At 31.3% G+C, this 24978-nt stretch carries 23 protein-coding genes; 18 read left to right on the top strand and 5 right to left on the bottom strand.

Features of this window, described 5'->3' with window-relative positions:
- Positions 1–111: 111 nt before the first annotated feature.
- The 5 genes from ptsP (at position 112) to KHW44_RS00575 (ending at position 5595) form a co-directional block, all read left to right on the top strand.
- Entirely contained in the window at positions 112–1806 is a 1695-nt protein-coding gene (ptsP, locus tag KHW44_RS00595; protein ID WP_094205900.1) for a phosphoenolpyruvate--protein phosphotransferase, read from the top strand.
- Between the two features lie 53 nt (positions 1807–1859).
- On the top strand, positions 1860–2741 hold the full coding sequence (locus tag KHW44_RS00590) for a hypothetical protein (RefSeq protein ID WP_294685779.1): 882 nt from the start codon (positions 1860–1862) through the stop codon (positions 2739–2741).
- Positions 2725–3063 (top strand): winged helix-turn-helix domain-containing protein, encoded by a 339-nt coding sequence (locus KHW44_RS00585; RefSeq protein ID WP_094208787.1) that lies wholly within the window; start codon positions 2725–2727, stop codon positions 3061–3063. Before KHW44_RS00590 ends, KHW44_RS00585 begins: the two co-directional genes overlap by 17 nt.
- Before the next feature lie 128 nt (positions 3064–3191).
- Positions 3192–4124 (top strand): carbamate kinase, encoded by a 933-nt coding sequence (gene arcC / locus KHW44_RS00580; RefSeq protein ID WP_304064643.1) that lies wholly within the window; start codon positions 3192–3194, stop codon positions 4122–4124.
- Positions 4125–4245: 121 nt separating this feature from the next.
- Positions 4246–5595, top strand: a complete 1350-nt coding sequence (locus KHW44_RS00575; protein WP_304064641.1) for a nucleobase:cation symporter-2 family protein — start codon at positions 4246–4248, stop codon at positions 5593–5595.
- Positions 5596–5618: 23 nt separating this feature from the next.
- Here KHW44_RS00575 and KHW44_RS00570 read toward each other — a convergent pair whose 3' ends face one another.
- A complete protein-coding gene (locus tag KHW44_RS00570; protein ID WP_102163957.1) occupies positions 5619–6644 on the bottom strand; it encodes an NAD(P)/FAD-dependent oxidoreductase in 1026 nt (341 codons plus the stop codon).
- Positions 6645–6882: 238 nt separating this feature from the next.
- On the opposite strand from KHW44_RS00570, the gene KHW44_RS00565 reads away from it, so the two are divergent.
- From KHW44_RS00565 to KHW44_RS00550, 4 genes are all read left to right on the top strand, one after another.
- A complete protein-coding gene (locus tag KHW44_RS00565; RefSeq protein WP_102163956.1) occupies positions 6883–7959 on the top strand; it encodes a BMP family protein in 1077 nt (358 codons plus the stop codon).
- 65 nt (positions 7960–8024) lie between these two features.
- The gene (locus KHW44_RS00560) at positions 8025–9557 is read left to right on the top strand and encodes an ABC transporter ATP-binding protein (RefSeq protein WP_304064635.1); all 1533 of its coding nucleotides are present in this window, start codon (positions 8025–8027) and stop codon (positions 9555–9557) included.
- On the top strand, positions 9547–10647 hold the full coding sequence (locus tag KHW44_RS00555) for an ABC transporter permease (RefSeq protein ID WP_304064631.1): 1101 nt from the start codon (positions 9547–9549) through the stop codon (positions 10645–10647). The genes KHW44_RS00560 and KHW44_RS00555 overlap by 11 nt, the downstream gene beginning before the upstream one ends.
- The gene (locus tag KHW44_RS00550) at positions 10647–11582 is read left to right on the top strand and encodes an ABC transporter permease (RefSeq protein ID WP_294685585.1); all 936 of its coding nucleotides are present in this window, start codon (positions 10647–10649) and stop codon (positions 11580–11582) included. Before KHW44_RS00555 ends, KHW44_RS00550 begins: the two co-directional genes overlap by 1 nt.
- 55 nt (positions 11583–11637) lie before the next feature.
- Here the strand turns inward: KHW44_RS00550 and KHW44_RS00545 are convergent, their stop codons facing one another.
- The 4 genes from KHW44_RS00545 to KHW44_RS00530 form a co-directional block, all read right to left on the bottom strand.
- Positions 11638–11982, bottom strand: coding sequence for a hypothetical protein (locus tag KHW44_RS00545; protein ID WP_294684585.1), 345 nt, complete (start codon positions 11980–11982; stop codon positions 11638–11640).
- Entirely contained in the window at positions 11975–13249 is a 1275-nt protein-coding gene (locus KHW44_RS00540; RefSeq protein WP_294684586.1) for a DUF1576 domain-containing protein, read from the bottom strand. The genes KHW44_RS00545 and KHW44_RS00540 overlap by 8 nt, the downstream gene beginning before the upstream one ends.
- 92 nt (positions 13250–13341) lie before the next feature.
- Positions 13342–14460 (bottom strand): toxic anion resistance protein, encoded by a 1119-nt coding sequence (locus KHW44_RS00535; protein WP_154254593.1) that lies wholly within the window; start codon positions 14458–14460, stop codon positions 13342–13344.
- On the bottom strand, positions 14460–15539 hold the full coding sequence (locus KHW44_RS00530) for a 5-bromo-4-chloroindolyl phosphate hydrolysis family protein (RefSeq protein ID WP_294684587.1): 1080 nt from the start codon (positions 15537–15539) through the stop codon (positions 14460–14462). The genes KHW44_RS00535 and KHW44_RS00530 overlap by 1 nt, the downstream gene beginning before the upstream one ends.
- Before the next feature lie 142 nt (positions 15540–15681).
- Here KHW44_RS00530 and KHW44_RS00525 point away from each other — a divergent pair, with 142 nt between their 5' ends.
- The 9 genes from KHW44_RS00525 to KHW44_RS00485 all read left to right on the top strand — a co-directional run.
- On the top strand, positions 15682–16086 hold the full coding sequence (locus KHW44_RS00525; protein WP_294684588.1) for an NUDIX hydrolase: 405 nt from the start codon (positions 15682–15684) through the stop codon (positions 16084–16086).
- 4 nt (positions 16087–16090) lie between these two features.
- Positions 16091–17008, top strand: a complete 918-nt coding sequence (gene whiA, locus KHW44_RS00520; RefSeq protein WP_294684589.1) for a DNA-binding protein WhiA — start codon at positions 16091–16093, stop codon at positions 17006–17008.
- Between the two features lie 64 nt (positions 17009–17072).
- Positions 17073–20558 (top strand): DNA polymerase III subunit alpha, encoded by a 3486-nt coding sequence (locus KHW44_RS00515; protein ID WP_304064622.1) that lies wholly within the window; start codon positions 17073–17075, stop codon positions 20556–20558.
- 9 nt (positions 20559–20567) lie between these two features.
- Positions 20568–21527 carry a 6-phosphofructokinase gene (pfkA, locus tag KHW44_RS00510; protein ID WP_304064619.1) on the top strand — a complete coding sequence of 320 codons (960 nt, stop codon included), beginning with the start codon at positions 20568–20570 and terminating at the stop codon, positions 21525–21527.
- Positions 21528–21539: 12 nt separating this feature from the next.
- Complete coding sequence (gene pyk / locus KHW44_RS00505) at positions 21540–23297, top strand: pyruvate kinase (RefSeq protein ID WP_304064617.1); 1758 nt, start codon at positions 21540–21542, stop codon at positions 23295–23297.
- Between the two features lie 34 nt (positions 23298–23331).
- Positions 23332–24222, top strand: coding sequence for an HAD family phosphatase (locus KHW44_RS00500; RefSeq protein ID WP_294684594.1), 891 nt, complete (start codon positions 23332–23334; stop codon positions 24220–24222).
- Positions 24209–24454 (top strand): RNA-binding S4 domain-containing protein, encoded by a 246-nt coding sequence (locus KHW44_RS00495; protein ID WP_304064613.1) that lies wholly within the window; start codon positions 24209–24211, stop codon positions 24452–24454. The genes KHW44_RS00500 and KHW44_RS00495 overlap by 14 nt, the downstream gene beginning before the upstream one ends.
- Before the next feature lies 1 nt (position 24455).
- Positions 24456–24827 carry a septum formation initiator family protein gene (locus KHW44_RS00490; RefSeq protein ID WP_294684595.1) on the top strand — a complete coding sequence of 124 codons (372 nt, stop codon included), beginning with the start codon at positions 24456–24458 and terminating at the stop codon, positions 24825–24827.
- Positions 24828–24898: 71 nt separating this feature from the next.
- The coding region (locus tag KHW44_RS00485; RefSeq protein WP_304064649.1) for a S1 RNA-binding domain-containing protein at positions 24899–24978 on the top strand (80 nt) is incomplete at its 3' end.

The raw sequence follows: 24978 nt of genomic DNA, 5'->3' as shown, positions 1-24978 counted from the left end.
TTGAACAGAGTGAAAACCAGCGCCTTGAGACGCTGGTTGGTATCACTCGGGCTTATAGCCCATGAACAAACCACCCGTTTTACGGGTGGTCATGATTTATCAGGAGGTATTATGAGTTTAATTAAAAAAGGTATTATTGCAAGTGAAAATTTAGCTATTGGCAAAATTAAACTTATGAAAAAACAAGAAGTTAAGATAAGTAGCGAAAAAATTTCTGATGATGAAATTAAACTTCATGTTGATAAATTTAATAAAGCTTTGAATGATTACAAAACAATATTATCAGAAACAAAAGTTGACAATGATACACAAAAACAAGTTATAGAAGCCCATTTAAGTATGTTGGACGATCCTTTTCTATCAGAAAGTGTGATTTCAAAAATTAATGAAAATTTTGCAAGCGACAAAGCTTTAAATGATACGATTGATGAAATGGTTATAATGATGCAGTCGCTAGACAATGAGTATATGAGAGAAAGAGCGTCCGACTATAAAGATATCGGTCAACAATTACTGTACAAAATAAAAGGAATTGAAAATCAGAAACTAGATTCATTAGAACCTAATACTATTTTGGTTTCAAAAGAGCTGACTCCTTATGAAACATCAATAATTGATAAAGATAATGTTGTTGGATTTTTAATGGACTTGGGAGGAAAAACTGCACACACTTCAATTATTGCGCAAACCTTAGGTATTGCTTGTCTTGTTGGCATGAAAGATATAACAGAAAATGTTAAGGATTCTCAAACGGTTATTATAGATTCATATAAGGGAATCTGTATAATTGATCCTGATGAAAAAACTCTTTTAGAATACAAAAATAAAAAGTCTGAATTGGATGATGAAAAGTCAAGGCTTGAAAAAAACAGGTATAACAAAGCAATTACTAAAGATGGAAGAGACGTTGATGTAATGACAAATATCGGAAATATTGAAGATTTAGAAAAAGGCTTAGAATCTGGTGCTGAAGGCGTTGGTTTATTTAGAACAGAATTTTTGTATATGTATAATGACAATTTCCCGACAGAAGATGAACAATTTAAATCTTATAAAAAAGTAGTGGAAATTTTAGACGGGAAATCTGTAATTATTAGAACCTTAGATATTGGTGGAGACAAAGAACTTCCTTATTACAAGTTTCCTAAAGAAGATAATCCATTTTTAGGTTGGAGAGCTTTGAGATTTTGTTTTGATATGAAGGATGTTTTTGATGCTCAAATCAAAGCAATATTGAGAGCTTCTGCATTCGGAAAAATAAGGATTATGCTTCCTATGGTTATTTCAGTTGAAGAAATAGAAAAAGCACTTGAAATAATTGAAAATAATAAAGATGAATTGAGAGATAAAAATATTGATTTCGATGAAAATATAGAAGTTGGTATAATGATTGAAACGCCAGCAAGTGTTATTGTCGCCGAAGATTTAATAGAATACGTTGATTTCTTTAGTATTGGAACCAATGACTTGACGCAATATGTCTTAGCAAGTGATAGAGGAAATGATAAAATTTCAAGTCTTTATAACACATACAATCCAGCAGTTCTTAGAGCTATCAAAAAGGTTATTGATGTTAGCCACAAACACGGAAAATGGACTGGAATGTGTGGAGGATTTGCCGGTGATACTAAAGCAACGAAACTTCTTTTGGGTATGGGATTAGATGAATTTTCTGCGCCAGCAGCTTCAATTCCAAAAATAAAAGATGTTATCGCTAACAATTCATTTGAAGAAGCAAAAATTTACGCAGATGAAATTTTAAAAATGAAAAAAACGTCAGAAATTGAGAGGAAAATTTCTGAATAAATATTTTGTTTTAAAATTCTGATTATTAATGATAAAATTGTATTGGTGATTATATGGAAATCAAAGATTTACAATTTTTTAAAGATAAGAAAATTAATGACTATGAATTACAAGATGATAAGTATATTGTGATTACTGATTCAGGCAAATATATAGTTGAATTATATGAAGGAGATTTGGAGTCTTTTTTGAATTTTAATAGTAAAAACAGTCATTTACTCTATGAGTTTAATGATAAATTTGCTAAAATTGAAGATAGTGGTTATGAAAATGGCCATACTTTTATAATTAAGAAATTCATACAAAATCTTTCAGAGCCCATACCTTATGATAAACAAATACAACTTGGAAGTGAAATAGGAGAGGTTCTCAGAAAATTACATCAAGATAGCCAAATAGATGACGATTCTACTTGGTCGAAGATTTTCAATTATAAAATCAACAATCTTATATACAATTATTCCATGACGAATTTCAGAGGGGATAAGGATTATATTGTTTTTGATTATATTGAAAAGAACAGATATTTAATTGATTCAAGAAAATTGAGCAATATTTATTTGTTTGATAATCTTAAATCCATTTGTCCCGATGATAATTTGAATTTTGTTTCTAAAAATATCAGCTATATGGGAGATTCTTTCTTTGAATTTAGAAAAATTAATGAAGTTGATGAAAATAGCCGAATCTTCTATTATTCATTACTAAAATCATATTTTAATGGCAAAATTCCTAGATTATTTTACAGAATTCTTGCAATTTACACAATTTTAGATATTTTAGAGCCGAAGTTAAACGGAGAAAATGAAGTAGATTTGACAGAAGAGTTCGGAAGAATATTAACAATTTACAATGATTTTGATTGTATAATTCCTGTATGGATTAAGGAAACTGAGGATAAAATTGAGGAGCTTAAAAATGAAGGTGAATTGTAAATTTTGGTTTGAAGACGATAATGGTAAAAAGTTTTTCGGGAAAGGCAATTACTTGCTTTTAAAAGAAATTGACAAGACAAAATCTCTTAACAAGGCTTCAAAAAATCTCAAAATGAGTTACAGCAAAGCTTTTAATATTATAAAAAATAGCGAAAAAATTTATGGAGAGAAGTTTGTGGATACCGAAATTGGAGGAGCCAATGGCGGAGGATCGACATTAACAGAAGTTGGTGAAAGATTAATCAGAGAATATGAAAAAGGTATGTCAAATTTTACCAGAACTAGCAACAATTTAACAGAAAAAATTACAAAAAATTCCTAAAAAGCTTGTATTTTTTATAAAATCAGTGTAATATATATTTATCGAAGTGTCTTAATAATTAAAATCTCAATGTTTAACATTGGGATTTTATATTTGGATACTATTTTTAATTTATAAAAGGAGTTAAAATGAAGAAAGTAGTTTTAGCATTAGGTGGAAACGCTCTCGGAAATTCACTTGAAGAACAAATCAAAGCTGTTAGAAAAACAGCTATTTCTATAGTTGATTTAGTTGAAGATGGTAACGAAGTTATCGTTTGCCATGGAAATGGTCCACAAGTTGGTATGATTAATTTGGCTATGGAAACTGCTCATAATTCTAATCCACAAATTTCTAACATGCCATTTGCAGAATGTGTTGCTATGAGCCAAGGATACATAGGATATCATTTACAAAAGGCTATCAAAAACGAATTATCAAAAAGAAACATGAAAAACGCAGTGTCTACTATAATTACACAAGTTAAAGTGGATAAGAATGATGAAGCTTTTGCTAATCCAACAAAACCTGTGGGATTATTTTATTCAAAAGAAGAATCTGAAAAACTTGCTGCAGAAAGTGGATATACTTTTAAAGAAGATGCAAACAGAGGATACAGAAGAGTTGTTCCATCTCCAAAACCAATTGATATTATTGAAAAAGAAGAAATCAATACTTTGACTAAAGAAAATTTCATCGTTATTGCTGGAGGTGGAGGAGGAATTCCTGTCGTAGAAAATGATGGACAATTAGAAGGTATAGGAGCTGTTATAGATAAGGATTTCACTTCAGAAAAATTAGCGGAAATTTCTGATGCAGATTTGTTAATCATTTTAACTGCAGTAGAAAAAGTATGCATTAATTATGGGACAGAAAATGAAGAAGGCTTGGATGAGTTAAACTTGTCAAGAGCACAAAAGTTAATAGAAGAAAAACAATTCGCAGAAGGATCTATGCTACCTAAGGTTAAGGCTTGCTTGAGTTTTATCCAATCAGGTGAAGGTAAAACTGCTTTGATAACTTCTTTGGAAAAAGCAAAAGAAGGAATCAATGGTTTAACAGGAACTAGATTTGTAAAATAATAATAGTACTTCCAAAACAAGAAATTGATTTGTTGTTTTTGGAAGTATTTTTTTAATGCTCTTTAAATTATTTTGAATTTAATATAAAATATACTTTGATAAAATTATAAGGAGAGTGTATATGAAAAGTAATTCGAATTCATTATTTGATTATTATGGCAAACCTTCCATGCTTAAATCATTTCCGATAGCTATGCAACACTTGTTGGCAATGATTGTGGGTAATGCGTTGCCATCAATAGTCTTGGCGAGTGCTTTAAAATCAAGCGAACATGCCATTACGGATGCTCAAGCAATTTATTTGATTCAAGCTGGAATGTTTATTGCTGCAATAGCGACATTATTACAATTGTATCCAGTTTTAAAATTTGGTGCAAAATTACCAGTTATTATGGGCGTTAGTTTTGCTTACATTCCAGTTTTATTATCAATTGGAAAACAATATGGAATAGGTGCTGTGTATGCATCACAGTTGGTTGGTGGTATTGTGGCGATATTCACGGGAGTATTTATTGGAAAAATTAGGAAGTTCTTTCCTCCTATAGTTTCGGGTACAGTTGTATTAACAATTGGGCTTAGTTTGTATTCGGTGGCTGTAAATTATATGTCAGGTGGAAATGGACCTATGCAAGGAGAAATCAGAAACTGGGTTGTAGCAATTATAACTTTATGTGTTGTTTTGTTTTGTAATATGTTTATGAAAGGTTACATAAAATTAGCGGCAATTTTGGTTGGAATTATTGTAGGATATATAATTTCATTATTTTTAGGAATGGTTAAATTTGACAATGTTGTTAGTGCTTCTTGGTTTATGCTTCCACAAATTTATCCATTCAAATTCCATTTCCATGTGGATGCTATATTGACTATGTCAATTATGTACATCGTAAACTCTGTTCAAGCAGTTGGAGATTTAACTAGTACAACTGTAGGTGGAATGGATCGTGAACCTACTGATGTAGAATTATCGGGAGGAATAAAAGCAAATGGTATTGTAAGTGTTATTGGTGCATTCATAGGAGCGCTTCCAACTGCCACATATTCACAAAACGTTGGAATTGTATCAATGACAAAAGTAATTGCAAGAAAAGTTTTGTTGATTACTGCTAGTATGGTATTTATCTGTGGATTAATCCCAAAATTTGGAGCATTGATGCTTTCAGTTCCACAGGCTGTAATCGGTGGAGCAACTATATCAGTATTTGCACAAATAGCCATGAGTGGTATGAAACTTATAACTTCAAGCGAAATGAGCGTAAGAAATACAACTATAGTTGGATTAGGAGTTGCGCTTGGAATGGGTATAACACAAGTTGGACCGAACGCTGTGAGATATTTCCCACAATGGTTCAGAATGGTGTTCACAGCATCACCTGTAGTTGTTGCAACTCTAATAGTATTTTTCTTGAATATTATTATTCCAGAAAAAACATTAGAACAAGAAGAAAAAGAAAGAAAAGAAATAGACTAAAAAAATCCCTCGCGAGAGGGATTTTAATATTTCATATATTTTTTATCGATATATCTTTTTAGTACGAATGAAAGATGAGAATACAACGTGAATCCTTTATAATATAATAGCGCTTTTTCATTTCCACAATATAAAATTTGCATAGGATCAGTGTCTGGAACATAAGATTCTAATTCTTCATCGTTCAATGTATGTGCAATATTTTTCATTAAAATAGGCGATTGTCTTATAGCATACACACCAGCTTTTGGTAATTTAGGATATTTGTCGATACTAACACAATCTCCAACGGCAAATATTTTGTCCGAAATTCTCATATACTCATCGGAAATCAAGAAGTTTTTATCGGTTGTATTTAAACTTCCAAAATCAATATTCACACCGCTAGAACCAATGCACATTATCAATTTATCAAAATCTATATCTATTTTATCAATAGAAGATACGTTTTTGTTTTCGTAAACCTTTATACCTTTTTTACTTAATAACTTTCTAGCTTTTTTATTAGCTTTGTCGCTAAATCCTTCCATATTCACACTACCTCTTGTTACTATGGATATATTCTTGTCGGGATAAATAGTCTTAAGCACGAAAGCTAATTCCAATCCACTTGCACCAGCTCCTAATATAAGGATATTTTTATCAGTGTATTTGATTTTTTCTTTTAAATCGATAATTGTGTTTATAGGCTTTGAATTTATTATATTTTCTCCAATTCCAATAGTTTTTTGAGTCGCTCCTAAGTTAATGCTCAAGTAATCGTAGTCTACTGTGTGATTTTTCGCTATGACTTTTTTATTTTCATCATCGATTTTTACGATTTTATCGAAGATCAAATCTGCACCGTATTTTTTACAAACTTTTCTTACATCAAAGCATATCTCATCATGAGAGTATACTCCTTCCAAAAAACCAGTATACATACCGGAATAATATTGGTATTCGTTATCTGTTATAACAGTTATTTTGATATCTGGATATTTTTGTTTTATATTTTTGATTACAAAAATATGTCCGTGACCACAGCCACACAAAACTAAATGTTTCATTTTGTCTCCTTTAGTATTTTTTTATTTATAATTATATATATAATACCAGAAAAGTAAAGCGATGTTAAATTCATTTTTCGTTTGACAATATTGTTAATAATTGATAATATTATATTGTATAGAAGGTATCTATATTTACACGATAACAACGTTTATGTTAATGAATAAAAGTCGATAAATTATTATTTAATTTCTTAAATATAAGCAAATGTTATCACAAAAATTTAAGGAGGACATTATGTCAAAAATTTACAAAAAAATAATTGCTTTATTTCTTTGTTTAAGTATGGTTTTTGCAACAGCTTGTGGTGGTGCTGGCAAAGATTCATCTGATAATGGAAAATCTTCAGATAAAAACGACAAGAAAGAAAAAGTAAAAGTTACTATGGTTACTGACCAAGGTGGAATTAACGATAAATCTTTCAACCAATCAGCATATGAAGGATTTGAAAATGCTAAAAAAGAAGGATGGTTGGATTACAGATATATCGAATCACACAAAGAAGCAGAATATGCTCCAAATATGGAAACAGCATTGGATGATGAAAGTGATGTAATATTTACAATTGGATATGCATTATTTAAAGCAACAGATGCTGCAGCAAAAGAAAACACAGACCAAAAATACGCAATAATTGATAATGCAAATGTAGAAAAGAGACCAAATATGATTGGGGTTTTATTTGCAGATAACGAAAACTCATTCTTAGTTGGGTACATTGCTGGTATGACTACTAAAACAAATAAAGTTGGTTTTATTGGTGGTATGAAGAGTGATGTAATCGACAGATTTGAATACGGATTCAAAGCAGGAGTAAAGGAAGCTGAAAGACAAAAGAAACAACCTATTGAATTCCAATCACAATATGCTGATAGTTATGCTGCACCAGATAAAGGTAAATCTATTGCTAACTTAATGTATCAAAAAGGTGTAGATGTTATTTTCCACGCAGCAGGTGGTACTGGATATGGCGTTATTCAAGCTGCTATCGACAATAACAAATACGTTATTGGTGTTGATAGAGACCAATCAGCAGATGCTCCTAAAAATATTTTAGTTTCTACAGTAAAAGGTGTTAATGTTGCTGTACAAAAAATCTCAAAAGATATTAAAGACGGTAAGTTTGAAGGTGGAAGTACAGTAACTTATTCATTAAAAGATGGAAATGCTGTAGATATCGCTTACGCAAACAATGATTTAGTAGCAAAAGATGTTAAAGACAAAGTTGAAAGCTTAAAGAATGACATCAAAGAAGGAAAAATCAAAGTTCCACAAAACGAAAAAGAATTTACAGAATTCGGATTTGATAAATAAGGTTGATAACAGGGATTGAAAAATCCCTGTTTTTATAACTATTTTTAAAAATGAAAGGGAAAAACATGAACGATGAAAAAAACATTGTTGTAGATTTAAAAGACATATCAAAATCTTTTGGCAGCAATAAAGTACTTGATAATGTAAATTTCACGCTCCATGAAGGAGAGGTTCATGCTTTGTTAGGTGAAAACGGAGCTGGGAAGACAACTCTAATGAATATACTTTATGGGTTGTATGAACCTACATCTGGAAGCATTACAGTAAAAGGAAAAACTTTTGATCAAATGACTCCTAAGTTAGCAATACAAACGGGTATCGGAATGGTGCATCAACACTTTATGCTTATAGAACCGTTTACTGTTTATCAAAATATTGTTTTAGGAAAAGAAATAACGAGTAAAAACGGAATTCTGGATAATAAAAAATCAATAGATACAGTAAAAGAATTGTCTGAAAAATACGGTTTGATGATTGATCCAGAAGCGAAAGTTTCTGATATTTCAGTAGGAATGCAACAAAGAGTTGAAATCTTAAAATGTCTATATCGTGGAGCGGATATTTTGATATTTGATGAACCAACAGCGGTTTTAACTCCACAAGAAATAGATGATTTTATAAAAATTGTAAAAAATCTTACAGAATTAGGAAAATCAATAATAATAATTACACATAAATTATCTGAAATTAAAGCAATGGCAGATTATTGTACGGTTATTAGACGTGGAAAATTTATCGATAAATTAAACGTCAAAGAAATCGATGAAAATATTTTAGCAGAAAAAATGGTTGGTCGTGATGTAAGATTTAATGTTGAAAAACAAGACCAAGAGCCAGGCGAAGTTGTATTAGATATTAAGGATTTGGTTGTAAAAGATTCCAGAAATATTGATGCTGTAAAGAATTTGAATCTTCAAGTAAGGAGAGGAGAAATTGTTGGCGTTGCAGGCGTAGATGGCAATGGCCAATCGGAGTTCATTGAGGCAATTACTGGTCTTAGAAAAATAGAATCTGGAAGGGTTACATTAAAAGGAAAAGAAATTACAAATCATTCTCCAAGAGATATTATAGATTCAGGAATGAATACTATTCCAGAAGATAGACAAAAACACGGACTTATATTGGATTATTCTATAGCCGACAATCTAATTTTGGAAAATGTTAAAAAGAAACCTTTTAGCAAAGGATTAAAGCTAGATTTTGATGCTATAAACAACAATGCAAAACAATTAATCGAAAAATTCGATATCAGACCTAATGATTATCATCAAAAAACAAAGAATTTGTCAGGAGGTAATCAACAAAAGGTAATTATCGCAAGAGAAATTTCCAACAATCCTGATTTGTTAATAGCTGCTCAACCAACCAGAGGATTGGATGTTGGGGCAATAGAATTTATTCACAAATATTTAGTAGATCAAAGAAACAAAAACAAAGCAGTATTGTTAGTTTCATTTGAATTAGATGAAATAATGGATTTATCAGATAATATAGCAGTTATATTTGATGGCAAAATCGTTGGAGAAAAACCAGCAAAAGAAACTAATGAAATGGAACTTGGTAGATTAATGGCTGGGGGTGTTGTTGATGAAAAATAACAATGAACAAATTTCAATATTCACAAAGTACAACAAGCTATTCTTCATGCTTTTATCTATCGTTATAGGTTTATTAGTTGGAGCCTTGGCTTTAGTATTAGCAGGTTATAGTCCTTTAGAAGCATATAAGCTAATGCTTGAAGGAATATTTAAAAGACCGAAGAATGTTGGTTGGACAATTGTAAATGCTATTCCAATTATATTTACTGGACTTGGCGTTGCATTTGCTTTTAAAACAGGTTTATTCAATATCGGGGCAGAAGGTCAATACATTGTTGGAACAATGGTAGCATTTTTATTGGGATATAATCTTCACTTACCAGCATTTATTCATGTACCTGTAGTAATAATTGTGGGAATGTTAGCTGGGGCAGCTTTTGGAGCACTAGCTGGATTTTTGAAAGCAAAATTTGGAATCCACGAAGTTATCTCTACAATAATGCTGAATTGGATTGCATTTTATTTAAACAACATGGTTGCAAACTATCCAAAATTCAAAGCACCTAACTCAATGGGTACTCATGAAGTTCAAGAAACAGCGAAGATTACATTGATGCAAAATGTAAAAGGACTTCCTAAAGCAATTGATAACTTCTTCAAAGCACCTATTCACATGGGATTGATATTGGCAATAATTGCAGCAATTTTGTTATGGTATATTTTGAAGAAAACAAACTTGGGATACGAATTAAAAGCTGTGGGTCTTAACCAAGATGCAGCGAAATACGGTGGAATAGATGTTAACCATAAATTGACATTATCTATGGCAATCAGTGGAGCTGTGTGTGCTCTTGGTGGAATCACTCAAGTGTTAGGATATAGATACACAATTTCAGCTTTATCCAGCATGGAAAATTTTGGATTTGACGGACTTGCAGTAAGTTTACTTGCAAACAATAATCCAATTGGATGTATATTCTCTGGATTGTTCTTCGGTGGATTAAAATACAGTGGGGCTAATGTTCAGAGAGTTTTGCATGCGCCAACTGAAATGATTAACATAATTATGGGAACAATAATTTTATTCACTGCAATTCCATTGATGTTTAGAATAATAAAATCGAGATTTAAAAATAAAGGAGGCAAATAATGAACTTAGTTCTTTTAGGATTAGTAATAGGTAATACATTAATCAATGCGACTCCTATTTTATACGCTGGACTAGGTGGAATGGTTTCTGAAAAATCAGGAGTTACAAACATCGGGCTTGAAGGTATGATGACAATCGGAGCTTTGATTGCAGCGACTGTGGGATACTATACACATAACCCTTGGCTAGCATTTTTGTGCGGTGGACTTAGTGGAATGGTATTTTCATTGATACACGCAATTGTATCCATTTCATTTGCAGGAGATCAAACTATTTCTGCAATAGCTATCAACTATTTAGGACCAGGTGTTGCACTATTTGTTTCAAGAATATTTTTTAACGGAGCAACTCAAACTAAATCAATCGAAACACAATATAAGATTCCAGTCTTATTTAATGGAATTGAAAACAAATTCTTAGCGAATATAATTTCTCTTCCAGTTACAGTATACTTGGTATTTGTTTTGGTGTGCTTGATTTATATATTCATGTACAAAACAAAATGGGGAATGAGATTGATTGCAGTTGGTGAACATCCAAAAGCAGCAGAAACATTAAACATAAATGTATTTTTTGTTAGATACATGGCAGTTTTATTCTCTGGATTTATGGCAGGTTTAGGTGGAGCTACAATGTCAATATCATTGGTATCTTCATTCTTCCCGGCATTAGTAGCTGGTCAAGGTTTCATAGCTTTGGTAACAGTAATATTCGGTAAATGGACTCCTCAAGGTGTTATGCTAGCAGCTTTGTTTTTCGGATTTGCACAATCAATATCTGTTGTATTAGGTGGAACAAATCTTCCAATACCTTCAGAACTAATATCAATGATTCCTTATGTAGCAACATTAGTTGTTTTGATATTATTCGGAGGAAAAACAAAAGCACCGACAGCAGATGGAATACCATATTTAAAAGACGATATAGCAATATAATAGAAAAAATAACGGTAGTGTGAGGAATATCACACTACCGTATTTTATTTAAAAACTATATTAAATGACGCTCAACGTAAAAACTCAAAATTTTACCATCATAAGAAATAATACCAGAGTCAACCATTGAACCAAGTAAATTGATATCATTATAATCCGATTCCCAGCCCAATAAATTTGCGTAGTAATCTTCTATCTGAGGAGATCTACTAACATTGATAAGTCGTGTCATGTCTTCAAGATGCTGTGGAGTTTTTGCGGGGATTCCTTCAGCAATTATAATTAACTTATCGTCTTTGAATTCTGAATCTATTCTTATACTTTTTGTGTCGTACATGAAAAAATAACTTAAAATTTCCGACACGATTAATTTAGCTTTTTTTTCTTCGTTACTAATCATCGTTTTTTAACCTCACTCTCATTAAGAAATTATCCATTTCGCTAAATACTGGAACCAAAATTCCAGCTACAAATCCTCCTGAAAAACCATTATTGTACAGATTAACACCGCCGTGAACCACTCCTATATTTAGAACCATTGCCATGTGCAAAAATCCTGCCAACACACCTCTGAAAAATCCAAATTCACCAGCTATAGGAGCAAGTGTCGTTCCAAATAATGCTGCCAAAAGACTAGATGTTGATAGAGGATTAAATGTATTCAAAATAGATGCCAAGAATACACCAATTAAAATAGGAATAGTGTTTTTAGGATGTTTACCAAATGCTGAAAATCCAGTTACAGTAAAAATTCCGCCGATAATAGGGCCACTTATATGACCACCCACAATAATGATATATGTTGTAGCTATAAGCCCCATTATGCCCATATTAATCATAGTTTGGTACAAACCATCAAGTGATATAAAATCAGTCGCTAATCTACCTGAATTATACATAATATTTTCGTAACCGTGAAAAGACATATTATTTTTGATAAATCCCAATAAAAATATTGAGATAAAAAGCAAATACAAAAATATTATTATTCTAATATCATTAACTGGGTATACCATGTTTACAGATTTTATGTTCACATTAAACATCCTTAAAATTCCTACATAAAGCATACCGATTATCCCAGCTGTAAATCCCATATTATAAAGATTATAACCTTGGTGGAATCTCAAAAAAGCTCCTGATAAAGGCACCATAATAATACCAATACTTATTCCAACTAGATAACTTATTATAATTGAATGAACAATTGATAAGCTGAAGTCAAAAGCGATTTCGCTGACCAAAGGACCTAATGCACTACCAAATAATGCTGGAAGTATTACAGATGCTTTTGATGTGTTTTCTATTTTAGCATAAAGCAATACACCAATTGTTATTGGAATTGTATTGAAAATATTTTTTCCGAAAAAAGCAAATCCGGTCATTGTAAAAATAGCCGCAACTCCTGGACCAGAGATAACAACCTTAAAACTATACGACAATAGTGTTGATAATAAACAAATCAACCCCGCATTAAAAAACGCTGCACCAATATTCGCTAAGTACATGTAGTCTGTAATTAAAGTACAAGGACTTTTAATTATTGTTATTAAACCAGTAAAAATTTCTGTGGGAGAATTGAACAAAAAAGATACTAACATCAAAATAGCTGATAATAAGTAAAAAAGTTTGTATATTCCCATTGAGTGAAAAACTTTTTCTTTCATAATACCTCCATTAAATATTTAGTATATTTTATTATAAAGAAGTAGAATTTTCAACAAAAAAGGAGCGATATTATAAATACCACTCCGTAAATTTAATTAGGCTTATTCAAAAGTCTGTTTTTTAATTCTTGTTCCATTGCCATTAATTCTTGCTTTGCTTTTACTCTATTTTCATGACCTTCAATTTGAATATTACGAACTTCGTCCAAAGCACTGATTAATTGTTCGTTAGTGTGTCTAATAGTTTCCACATCTACAATTCCTCGTTCAGTAGCTTTTGCGGTTTCTATCGTACTCATCTTCAATGTGTCAGCGTTTTTACGCAACAAATCATTAGTCAAGTCTGTTACTTTCTTTTGAGCTTCTGCTGCTTGAGAATTATGGTAAACACCTAATGATAAAACCATTTGGTTTTTCCAAATAGGAATAGTATTCACTATTGTAGATTGGATTTTTTCAACCATAACAGCATTAGAAGATTGCACCATTCTTATTTGTGGAGCCATTTGCAAACTCACCATTCTCGTAAGCTCAAGATCGTGTAATTTTTTTTCGAATCTAGTAGCCAAATCTCTTAAATCATTTGCTTTTTGCGCAGTGATAGAATTAGGAGAATTTTCGGCCTCTTTGAGCATATTTGGAAGTTCTTCATTTCTTACTTGATCCAATTTCTTTTGTCCAGCAAGAATGTACATGCTTAATTCCTTAAAATATTGCTCATTTAGCTTATACATTTGGTCTAACAATGAAATATCTTTCATCAAAGTAATTTGATGATTTTCTAAAATTTTTGAAATCTCATCTACATTTTTTTCAGCCTTTTCGTAGTTTGCTCTCAAAGCAGTAATTTTATTTGCACCTTTTTTGAAAAAACCAAACACACCTTTATCTTCAGTTTCATCAAATGATTTTAATTCTGTAACAACGGAAGATAAAAGATTACCAACTTCTCCAAGATCTTTTGTCTTTACTGAATTTAAAGTTTTTTCAGAGAAACTAGCAATTTTCTTTTGTGCTCCTACTCCATATTGTAAAACTATATTGGAATTAGACAAATCAATTTGTTTTACAAATTCATCAACTGTTTTTTGTTCTTCAGGAGTAAGATTAACTTTTTGTTCAAATTCTGGATAAAAAACTTCATCTTCTTTGACTTCATCTAGTGTAGGCTCTTCTACATCTAATGTCAATTTAATTGGTTTATCTTCCATTATTTAGCACCTCTCTTAAACATTGTATTCTTCTCAATCAATCCGTCTTGAGATAACAAAGTATTCATTACTTCTATTTCTGAGTTAATATTGAGAATATCATCGCTATACAAGTCCGTTAATAATTTTGAAAAAGCTTTGTTAATATTCTCAATGGCATTTTTAATGTCGCCCTTTGATTTTTCTACGCTTAATATATCATTCTTTTCATTTTCAAATTGAATGTAGTTTTTCACCAAATTTATTGCAGTTGGCGTATAATAATCTACGAATTTATTCAGACCGTTTATATCAGAATTATCGTTTTGAATTTGGTTATTTATTGATACTAACAAATCTTTTAATTTAATGACATCTTGTTTGAAATCAAAATCCTTAACAGATGTGATTAAATTTTCAGTTATCGTAATATAATTAGTAATATCTCTGTTAGATTCAATCTCTTTTTGGTTTTCTTCTGATTTGCTTTCATCTAAATAATGAGCTTTGTATGCATCGTAGCTTGTCCTGTCCAATAAAAATAAATGACCGTTTTCCACAACACGAGCTTGAGGGAAGTATCTTTTATTTATGAAATAAATTAGTTCCTTACTACATTTTTCAACAGGAAGATTAACTGCTGATGCAAAATCTTCTACGCTTAAAATTTTATTGTCTCCAATTTCTGTTTTGTATCTTAAAAATCGTTGTAATTTTGATGCGTGTATATGTGACAAAAAACCCACAACACCAAATCCAAAACTTATCATAATACCAGAAAACAGATCGGGTAAACTATGGGTCAACGATCCGACCGAACCAAACAAAGTCATAGCGCCTATAGCATAACTTATGTTTCTGATTGCAAAGTAGTTTTTGGGATTAATCTTTTTTTGAGTGACCAACTTCGGGTCATTATTTGCCAAGTATTGTTGTTTAGTTTTAGGTTTTAGATTAAATGTATTCATAACTACATTTAGACCGTTTTTGGATAAATCCAATGCCATGTCGATTGATTTTTCAATGATTTCTCCAACTTTCGAAAAATCATTGTCGCTTATAGCGTTATCTATATATTCTTCTAATTTGTTCTTCTTCATTTCACACCTTCCTACTACTATTGTATCATATATAGTAGTGAAAATTAAATGAAATAATTTTTAAATTTTGCTTTGACTTTTAAATATTTTAAATTCAGTTTATAATAGTATTAGATTTTCAAAATAAAATACAGGAGGATATATGGAAGAAATAAGTGCAGGTGGGGTTGTTATCAATAATGGTAATGTTGCTGTGCTTAAAAAGTTCCGTGGTGAATGGGTTCTTCCTAAAGGTAGGGTAGAGAAAGGAGAAAGCTTAGAACAAACTGCAATTAGAGAAGTTTTTGAAGAATCAGGACTAAGAGCCGAAATTGTAAAATATATTGGATATGTAAAATATAAATACAGACATATGGATGGCACTAAAGTTCTAAAAACAGTTCACTATTTTTATATGGTAACGAAAGATAATAATATTATCCCACAAAGAGAAGAGGGCTTTGCAGAAGGAGATTTTATGAATCCTGACAAAGCTTTGAGATATGTGCGTCACAGCGCAGAAAAAAACATGATTAAAACAGCCAAATCATATATAGAAAAAAGGTGAGGATATGAGCTTTTCATCTGATATTAAAACTGAGATAATTACAAATCTTGACGATTATGATGTTTTGGCGATGCTTTCAGCTTTTACTAAGACGATAGGGACTTTGAATTACAATTCATTGGGAGTGAAGATTACTTTAAAGACAGAAAGCAATCCAGTTGCAAGACTAATTTTTGCTAATTTGAAAAAACTTTACAATTATGAATGTGATATGAAAGTTATTCACAATAACAATCTTAGAAAGAAAAATATATACGAAATACTAATTGACGAGAAAATATCGAAACAATTTTGCGATGATACACACACATCAACTAGTCCATTTGATTTTGATTCAGGAATCGATGAAGAAATTATCGACACAAATATCAAAAAAATAAGTTTCTTGCAGGGAGCTTTTTTGGGGACTGGTTTTTGCTATGATCCATCAAAGATGTATCATTTAGAGATGATTTTCAAACAAGAAAATGTTAGTAATCAGGTTCGAGATATTCTCAATTCTTTTGGAATCAAATCATCTATTTTCGAAAGAAGCGACAATTACGTTTTGTATATAAAAGAAGCTGAAGCTATATCTGATTTTTTGAGTTTAATTAAAGCGTATAATAGTGTTTTAAAACTTGAAAATGTAAGAGCTTTGAAAGATATCAAAAACAATGTCAATAGAAGATTTAATTTTGAAACAGCAAATTTGAACAAAACTGTAGATGCTGCTTTGAAGCAAAAACTTATTATTGAAAAAATTGAAAATTCAATAGGTTTGGAATCACTAGATCCATTATTGTTGGAACTAGCGTATGCTAGAATTGAAAATCCAGATGTTTCACTAAAAGAATTGGGAGAAATGATGACTCCTAAGATTTCAAAATCTGGAGTTAGTTACAGACTTAATAAACTTAAAAAAATTGCTGATGATTTATAATTGTCAGCAATTTTTCTTTTAAAATAACCAAACTTATTATAAAATAAGGCTAAAGGAGTTTGAAATGATAGATACGTTTACGCATTTACATGTTCATACAGAATACAGTTTACTAGATGGGTTTTCTCCAATCGAAAAACTTTTAGATAAAGTCCAAGATTTACAAATGAAAGCCATCGCTATTACTGATCATGGCAGTATGTTTGGAACAGTAAAGTTTTATAAAGAATGCAAAAAAAGAAATATAAAACCTATAATTGGTTGTGAAATTTACACTACCAATAAGGATCATAAAATAAAAAATCCTGAAAATAAGTTCTATAATCATTTAGTTCTTTTAGCCAAAAATCAAACAGGATATTCTAATTTGATGAAGATAGTTTCTTTAGGATATGTTGAGGGATTTTATTACAAACCAAGAGTTGATAAAGACACCTTAAGAAAATATTCTGAAGGAATAATAGCTTTGTCTGCTTGTTTGAAAGGAGAAGTTCAAGAATCTCTAATAAGATATGGTTATGATAAGGCAAAGGATGTAGCCAAGGAATTGAAAAGTATTTACGGGGAAGATTTTTACTTAGAATTGCAAAATCATTCTTCAAGAGAAGACATGATAGTTATGGAAAATATCCCCAAAATTGCGAAAGAATTAGATATAGGACTTGTATGCACTAATGATGTTCATTATATTGAAAAAGAAGATTATAAAATACACAATATTTTGATTTGTCTTCAAACGGGAAAAACTATTGAAGAAGACAACAAAATGAGTTACATTCCTGGTGAATTTTTCTTGAGAAGTGAAGAGCAAATGAAAGATTTGTTTAAGGATTATCCTGAAGCAATTGAAAATACCAAGAAAATCGCCGAAATGTGTAATGTGGAATTAGAATTCGGAAATTTACATTTACCTTATTTTGCAATACCAGATGGTTTTACAAATACTACTTATCTTAAAAAACTGGTGTATGATGGATTAGACAAAAGATTTGCAAATGATAAAAGACTACAAGAAGCAAAGGAAAGGTGCGAATACGAACTTTCTGTAATTGAAAAAATGGGATATGTCGATTATTTTCTAATTGTATGGGATTTTATAAGATTTGCGAAATCACAAGACATTCCTGTAGGACCTGGACGTGGATCTGCTGCTGGAAGTTTAATAAGTTATTGCTTAGAAATTACAGATATTAATCCATTGGATTATAATTTAATATTTGAAAGATTTTTGAATCCAGAACGTGTTTCAATGCCTGATATTGATATAGATTTTTGCTACGAAAGACGAGAAGAAGTAATTGATTACGTTGTAAAAAAATATGGCGAAGACAAGGTTGCTCAGATAGTAACATTCGGAACAATGGCAGCGAGAAATGCAATCAGAGATGTTGGAAGAGTTTTGGCGATGGACTTTAAAACTGTTGATGACACCGCAAAAAAAGTCCCAAATCTTTTGAATATAAACATAGATAAATCGCTGGAAATTTCACCAGAATTTAGAGAAGCTTATGACAATAGCCGAGATGTTAAAAAATTAGTAGATGTTGCACGAAGAGTTGAAGGAATGCCAAGGCACACATCAACTCATGCAGCAGGAGTTGTAATATCAAAGCTGCCAATTATGGAGTACGTTCCTTTGGCTATTAACAAAGACGCTGTAATCACTCAATTTAATATGACGGAGCTTGAGGAACTTGGTCTATTGAAGATGGACTTTTTGGGACTTAGAACTTTAACAGTAATCAGCGATTGTATTAAATTTATTAAGAAAAACAAAAATATTGATGTGAGTTTTGAAGATATGGATGAAAATGACCCAAAAGTTTTGTCCATGTTTACAGTTGCACAAACTTTGGGAATATTCCAATTTGAATCTCAAGGAATGAGAAACTTCTTGAAAGAATTGAAGCCAACCAAATTTGATGATTTAATAGCGGCTAATGCTTTGTTTAGACCAGGTCCAATGAATGAGATTCCAACTTACATTCACAACAAACACAATGAAAAAGACGTTCAATATTTATCTCCATTACTAGAAGATATTTTGAAACCAACTTACGGTACCATTGTTTATCAAGAGCAAGTTATGCAAATCGTACAAAAAATTGCAGGATTTAGCTTAGGAGAAGCTGACAATTTAAGACGTGCGATGAGTAAGAAGAAAATGAAGGTAATGGAAGATGGTAGGAAAGAATTTATCTTCGGAAAAGAAGATGAAGATGGAAATATTTTGATTGAAGGAGCAATTAGACGAGGTGTCGAGGAAGATATTGCAAACAAAATCTATGATTTAATGATAGACTTTGCAAAGTATGCATTTAATAAATCGCACTCAGCAGCTTATTCATTAGTTGCGATGAGAACAGCATGGTTAAAATATTATTATCCAGTGGAATTTTTAGCGGCTTTAATATCATCAGTTATGGGAAACACTTCTCAGATTTCTTTGTATATTGAAGAAGCTAGGAGACTTAACATTGAAATATTACCACCAGATATAAACTATAGTTTGGATAAGTTCAATGTTAAAGAAAACTCCATTATTTACGGGTTAAAAGCCATTAAAAACGTCGGAGCAAATCTTATTGAACAAACTATTATTTCTAGAAATGAAAATGGTAAATTTAAAACATTTAGAGATTTCGTTGAAAGAATTTACGAAAAGGACAAATCAGCGATAAATAAACGCTCCATTGAATCTCTAATAAAAGCTGGCGCGTTTACATCGTTGGGAGAAACAAGGGCGACATTGATGCTACAATACCAATCTATAATTGATTCTGTTCAATCGGGTTTAAAAAACAATGTACCTGGGCAATCTAATTTATTCGATATGTTTGAAACTCAAGATGATGAAGAGCGTGACGAATTTACAAGAAGAGAAGAATTTGATAAATCAGAACTTTTGAGAATGGAAAAGGAAGTATTGGGTATATATTTATCAGACCATCCTTTAAGATCCTATTCGAAAATAATAGATAAGTACTCTAATTTTTCAACTGGAGATTTGGAAGATGATGTTTACAATGAGAAGAATTTTGATGGTAAAAGAGTAAAAGTTGTAGGGATAATAGAATCAATCAATAAGAAATTTACTAAAAATCAGAAAATCATGGAATTTGTAAAATTCGAAGATTTGTATGGAACTATGGAACTTATAGTTTTTCCACAAAAATATGAGCAATATTCAAGCTTTTTAAAAGAAGATGAGATTTTGATTGTGAGTGGAAGGCTGAACATTATTGAAGGTGAAGTTCCTAAAATTTTAGTAGATAGTATTCAAAGTATCAAATCAATTTCAAATGTAGAAAATCAAGAGCAAACAGAAGAAAAATTATTCTTGAGAATCACAAAAAATATGCCAAGTTATATTTTGGATAAAGTTAAACCAATATTGCTCAATAGCAAAGGAAATACACAATCAAATATATATTTTGAAGAAAAGAAACAAAACTACTTACTAGGAAATGAATTTAGAATTTCTTGTGAAGACAATACTATTGATCAATTAGTTTCATTACTAGGAAGAGAAAATGTAGTTTTAAAATAGAGGTAAATTATGAAAACAATAGCTATACTTACAAGTGGTGGAGATGCACCGGGAATGAATGCATGTATTCGTTCAATAGCAAGAACTTGTATTTACAATGGAATAAGAGTGATGGGAATAAGATCCGGATACGATGGTCTTATGAATGGAAATATTTACGAAATGAATGTGTCATCCGTTGCAGACATTATTCACAGAGGTGGAACCATTTTGGGTTCTGCGAGATGCCTTGAATTTAAAACTGAAGAAGGTCAGAAAAAAGGAGCTCAAATTTTAAAAGATTTTGGAGTAGATGGACTTGTAGTTCTAGGTGGAGATGGTTCATTTAAAGGTGCAAGTGCATTAAGTAAAATCGGAATATCGACAATTGGAATTCCATGCACTATTGACAATGATATGGGATACACTGATTATACGATAGGTTTTTTCACTGCTGTTGAAACAGTTAGCGATGCAATATCTAAATTAAGAGATACATCATCAAGCCATGGACGAGCAAATATAATTGAAGTTATGGGAAGAAATTGCGGTGACATTGCTTTGTATTCTGGGGTTGCGTCAGGAGCAGAATCCATATTAGTTCCAGAAGTAGAATTAGACATTGACGAAGTAACTGAAAAAATCGAACGAGGAAGAAAAAGAGGAAAACTTCATCATTTAATTATGCTCGCTGAAGGTGTCGGCGGAGCTTATGATATTAAAGATATGATCGAAGAAAAAACAGGAGTTGAAACAAAAGTGACTATATTGGGTCACGTGCAACGTGGAGGAACTCCCTGTACTTTTGATAGATTAATGGCAACACAAATGGGGAATTTAGCAGTTAAATTAATAATTGAAGAAAAAACAGGACTAGCAATTGCTACGAAGGATAACAAAATCGTAACAGTTCCTATAGATGAAGCGGTTAAAACTAAGAGAAAATTTAGAGAAGATTTGTATGAAATATCGAAAGAGATATCTATTTAGATGGGAGAAAAAATGTTAAAGAAAACAAAAATAGTCTGCACTATAGGTCCAGCGTCAGATTCTGTAGAGACTTTAAAAATATTGATGCAAAATGGTATGAATGTCTGCAGATTGAACTTTTCACACGGAAGTCACGAAGAACATTTGCAAAGAATAAAAAATATAAAACAAGCGAGAGAAGAACTTGACCTTCCAGTAGCTATAATGTTAGATACAAAAGGGCCTGAAATTAGATTAGGCGATTTTGGGGTAGACCAAGTTCAACTATCTATTGATGATGAGTTCACGTTGACAACAAGAGATGTAGTTGGCGATGAAAAAATCTGTTCAGTAAGCTATAAAGGACTTCCAGATGATTTGGATATTGGTAAAAAAGTTTTAATTGACGATGGGTTAGTTGAATTAGAAGTAGTTGAAATTAAAGACACTGATGTAATTTGCAAAGTTAATAACTATGGCATTTTAAAAAGCAAAAAAGGTGTCAACATTCCTAATTCAAAAGTAAAATTACCTGCGATAACCGAAAAAGATATTTCTGATATTAAATTTGGAATTGAAAATGGGATAGATTACATTGCAGCATCTTTTATTAGAAAATCACAAGACGTATTGGATATTAGAAAAATTTTAGAAGAAAACAATGGAAATGATATCAAAATAATTTCTAAAATCGAATCACAAGAAGGTGTCGATAATTTGGATGAGATAATCAACACTTCAGATGGAATAATGGTTGCTAGAGGGGATTTAGGTGTTGAAATCCAAACAGAAATTATGCCAATTGTTCAAAAAGAAATTATTAAGAAAACTTCATTAGCTGGAAAACCAGTTATAACTGCAACTCAAATGCTAGATTCCATGATTAGAAATCCAAGACCAACTAGAGCAGAAGTTACAGATGTTGCAAATGCGATTTTAGATGGAAGTGATGCGGTTATGCTTTCTGGAGAAACTGCAGCGGGAAATTATCCAATAAACGCAGTAAAAGTTATGAATGACATAGCAATTAATACAGAAAATTCTGATGAATTTAAAGAAGCTGCGAACAAAAGATTGAAATGGCTAGATATTACTACTACTAATGCGATAAGTATTGCAACAAGAAGTATTAGTGAACAATTGGGGGCTAATGCAATTGTAGTTGCTACAACTTCTGGTTCAACTGCAAGAAATGTTTCAAAATATCGTCCATTATCTCCAATAGTTGCAGCCACAACATCAGAAGAAGTAATGAGAAAATTATCCTTGATTTGGGGGGTACATCCAGTTCTAAGCGAATTGAGTGAAAACACAGATGAAGTTATTGATAGATCAATTTCTGCTGGAATAAAAAAAGACTTAGTTCGTGAAGGTGATTTGATAATAATTACAGCAGGTCTTCCTGTTGGAGTATCTGGAACGACAAACTTATTAAAAGTTCATACAATAGGAGACATTTTAATCGAAGGAACTGGAATTGGTAAGAAATCTGTAACAGCAAAGGCAAGAATAGCAAAAGGCGTTGAAGATTTAGCTTCAAAATTTGAAGATGGAAATGCAATTGTTTTGTACAGCTTGGAAAGAGAATTTATTCCATATGTTCAAAAAGCGTCTGCAATTATTGTTGAAGAAGGAGGACTTACTTCTCCAGCTGCAATCGTCGGATTACACTTGGGTATTCCAACAATTGTAGGTTGCAAAGATGCTGTAAGTATAGTAAAAGATGAAGAAATATTGACTATCGATCCTATAGCCGGATTGGTATATCGTGGAGCAGCGAAGATTTTATAAACGTAATATGGTACAATAAACTTAGAGGTAGAAAATGAAGGCAGTAATATTTGATATGGACGGCGTAATAATAGACAGTGAAGTAGTGTATATTGATTTTTTCAAGAAAGTGCTTGAAGATTTTGACGTCGAAATATCTGAAGAAGATTTATTTTCTCTTGCTGGTTTAAGTCAACAAAAGACCGATGAGTTTTTGGAATCAAAACTTCACAGAAAACCTGAAGAAGTATATAATATGATGAAAAACTATATCGATGCTGATAAAATAGATTATAGTTCTTTGGTAATGGATGGTTTTTATCCGTTACTAAAAGAACTTAAAAGGAAAAACTTCAAACTAGCATTGGCATCTTCATCACCAAAAAATACTATTAAACTAGTCTTGGAGGAATTAAAAATTGAAGATGAATTTGATGCTGTTATTAGTGGAGAGGATTTTGTAGAATCAAAGCCAAATCCAGAAATTTACACGAACACATGTGAAATTTTAGGAGTGCGTCCACAAGATGCTTTTGCGATTGAAGATTCTGATTATGGGATTGAATCAGCGAAAAATGCAGGTTTGACAGTAATTGCTAGACGAGAAGATAGATTTAATTTTAAACAAGATAAAGCTGATTTTATTGTCGATAATTTACAAGATATTAAACTTATACTTGAAAAATTTGAAAAAGAAAAAAATGGAGTATATAAAATTAGGAGAAAATCGAAAGAATTTGTAAAAGCCATGTTTTTTATCGACAAGGAAACTTTCAATGATGACTTGGATGATTGCGATATTTATTGCTTATATCGAAATGATAAAATGAAGTCTGCAATTATCAAAAAATATGATAAAATAGTATATAAGAAAGTTGAATCGGATTTAGATTACAAATTAATATTAGAAGAAATAGAAAATAAGGAAATAGATGAGATTAGATAAATTTTTAAAAAATTCAAGGATTATTAAGAGAAGAACTGTAGCAAAAACTGCTTGTGAATCGCAAAGAGTGAAAATAAACGACAAAATCGCTAAACCTGGAGACAACGTAAAAGTCGGAGATATAATCGAGATTAGTTTCGCACAATCTGTTCTAAAAGCAAAGGTTACAGAATTAATTGATAATTCAAAGAAAGACGATGCGGATAAAATGTTTGAAACTTTAGGAGATTAAAATGAATGCCAGGGATAAGCAGATAAAAGAAAGAAGAAAAAACGTTAATAAATTTAGGATAATAGTTTCAGTTGCAACTATTTTTGCTTGTATTACGTTATTATTTACTATTTTCAAGCAACAACTACAGATTAAAAACATCAATAATGTTAAATTAGAACAACAAACAAAACAAGCTGAACTTGAAAAGGAAATACTTAAATTATCTGAAGATTCCAAGCATTTAGACAATCCTGAGTTGATTGAAAAATATGCCAGAGAAAAATTAGGTATGGTAAAACCTAACGAAGTTTTGATTAAGGATGAAAAGGAAAAACCAAAAAAAGATGCAAACTTCACACCATCTCCTACTTTTGACAAAAAGTCTGATTAATAATTATTGACAGCGTTTTTTTAGTAGTATATACTTGTATATAGTATTATATTAGGAGGAAGATATTGCGTATGTCTATATCAGTGGGCGATATTGTTGAAGGTAAAGTAACAGGAATTACTAAGTTTGGGGCATTTGTAGAATGCGAAGA

It is taken from the genome of Finegoldia magna (genome assembly GCF_018371055.1).
Classification (GTDB): domain Bacteria; phylum Bacillota; class Clostridia; order Tissierellales; family Peptoniphilaceae; genus Finegoldia; species Finegoldia magna_I.
This window is presented reverse-complemented; position numbering and strand designations above follow the sequence as displayed.

Excerpts from the sequence above, each read along its gene's own strand:
- arcC (WP_304064643.1), top strand. The coding sequence starts at position 3,192 with ATGAAGAAAGTAGTTTTAGCATTAGGTGGAAACGCTCTCGGAAATTCA.
- KHW44_RS00535 (WP_154254593.1), bottom strand. The coding sequence starts at position 14,460 with ATGGAAGATAAACCAATTAAATTGACATTAGATGTAGAAGAGCCTACA.
- KHW44_RS00565 (WP_102163956.1), top strand. The coding sequence starts at position 6,883 with ATGTCAAAAATTTACAAAAAAATAATTGCTTTATTTCTTTGTTTAAGT.
- KHW44_RS00530 (WP_294684587.1), bottom strand. The coding sequence starts at position 15,539 with ATGAAGAAGAACAAATTAGAAGAATATATAGATAACGCTATAAGCGAC.
- KHW44_RS00585 (WP_094208787.1), top strand. The coding sequence starts at position 2,725 with ATGAAGGTGAATTGTAAATTTTGGTTTGAAGACGATAATGGTAAAAAG.
- KHW44_RS00590 (WP_294685779.1), top strand. The coding sequence starts at position 1,860 with ATGGAAATCAAAGATTTACAATTTTTTAAAGATAAGAAAATTAATGAC.
- pyk (WP_304064617.1), top strand. The coding sequence starts at position 21,540 with ATGTTAAAGAAAACAAAAATAGTCTGCACTATAGGTCCAGCGTCAGAT.
- KHW44_RS00490 (WP_294684595.1), top strand. The coding sequence starts at position 24,456 with ATGAATGCCAGGGATAAGCAGATAAAAGAAAGAAGAAAAAACGTTAAT.
- KHW44_RS00515 (WP_304064622.1), top strand. The coding sequence starts at position 17,073 with ATGATAGATACGTTTACGCATTTACATGTTCATACAGAATACAGTTTA.
- KHW44_RS00525 (WP_294684588.1), top strand. The coding sequence starts at position 15,682 with ATGGAAGAAATAAGTGCAGGTGGGGTTGTTATCAATAATGGTAATGTT.
- whiA (WP_294684589.1), top strand. The coding sequence starts at position 16,091 with ATGAGCTTTTCATCTGATATTAAAACTGAGATAATTACAAATCTTGAC.
- KHW44_RS00500 (WP_294684594.1), top strand. The coding sequence starts at position 23,332 with ATGAAGGCAGTAATATTTGATATGGACGGCGTAATAATAGACAGTGAA.
- KHW44_RS00575 (WP_304064641.1), top strand. The coding sequence starts at position 4,246 with ATGAAAAGTAATTCGAATTCATTATTTGATTATTATGGCAAACCTTCC.
- KHW44_RS00545 (WP_294684585.1), bottom strand. The coding sequence starts at position 11,982 with ATGATTAGTAACGAAGAAAAAAAAGCTAAATTAATCGTGTCGGAAATT.
- KHW44_RS00550 (WP_294685585.1), top strand. The coding sequence starts at position 10,647 with ATGAACTTAGTTCTTTTAGGATTAGTAATAGGTAATACATTAATCAAT.
- ptsP (WP_094205900.1), top strand. The coding sequence starts at position 112 with ATGAGTTTAATTAAAAAAGGTATTATTGCAAGTGAAAATTTAGCTATT.
- KHW44_RS00570 (WP_102163957.1), bottom strand. The coding sequence starts at position 6,644 with ATGAAACATTTAGTTTTGTGTGGCTGTGGTCACGGACATATTTTTGTA.
- KHW44_RS00555 (WP_304064631.1), top strand. The coding sequence starts at position 9,547 with ATGAAAAATAACAATGAACAAATTTCAATATTCACAAAGTACAACAAG.
- pfkA (WP_304064619.1), top strand. The coding sequence starts at position 20,568 with ATGAAAACAATAGCTATACTTACAAGTGGTGGAGATGCACCGGGAATG.
- KHW44_RS00495 (WP_304064613.1), top strand. The coding sequence starts at position 24,209 with ATGAGATTAGATAAATTTTTAAAAAATTCAAGGATTATTAAGAGAAGA.
- KHW44_RS00540 (WP_294684586.1), bottom strand. The coding sequence starts at position 13,249 with ATGAAAGAAAAAGTTTTTCACTCAATGGGAATATACAAACTTTTTTAC.
- KHW44_RS00560 (WP_304064635.1), top strand. The coding sequence starts at position 8,025 with ATGAACGATGAAAAAAACATTGTTGTAGATTTAAAAGACATATCAAAA.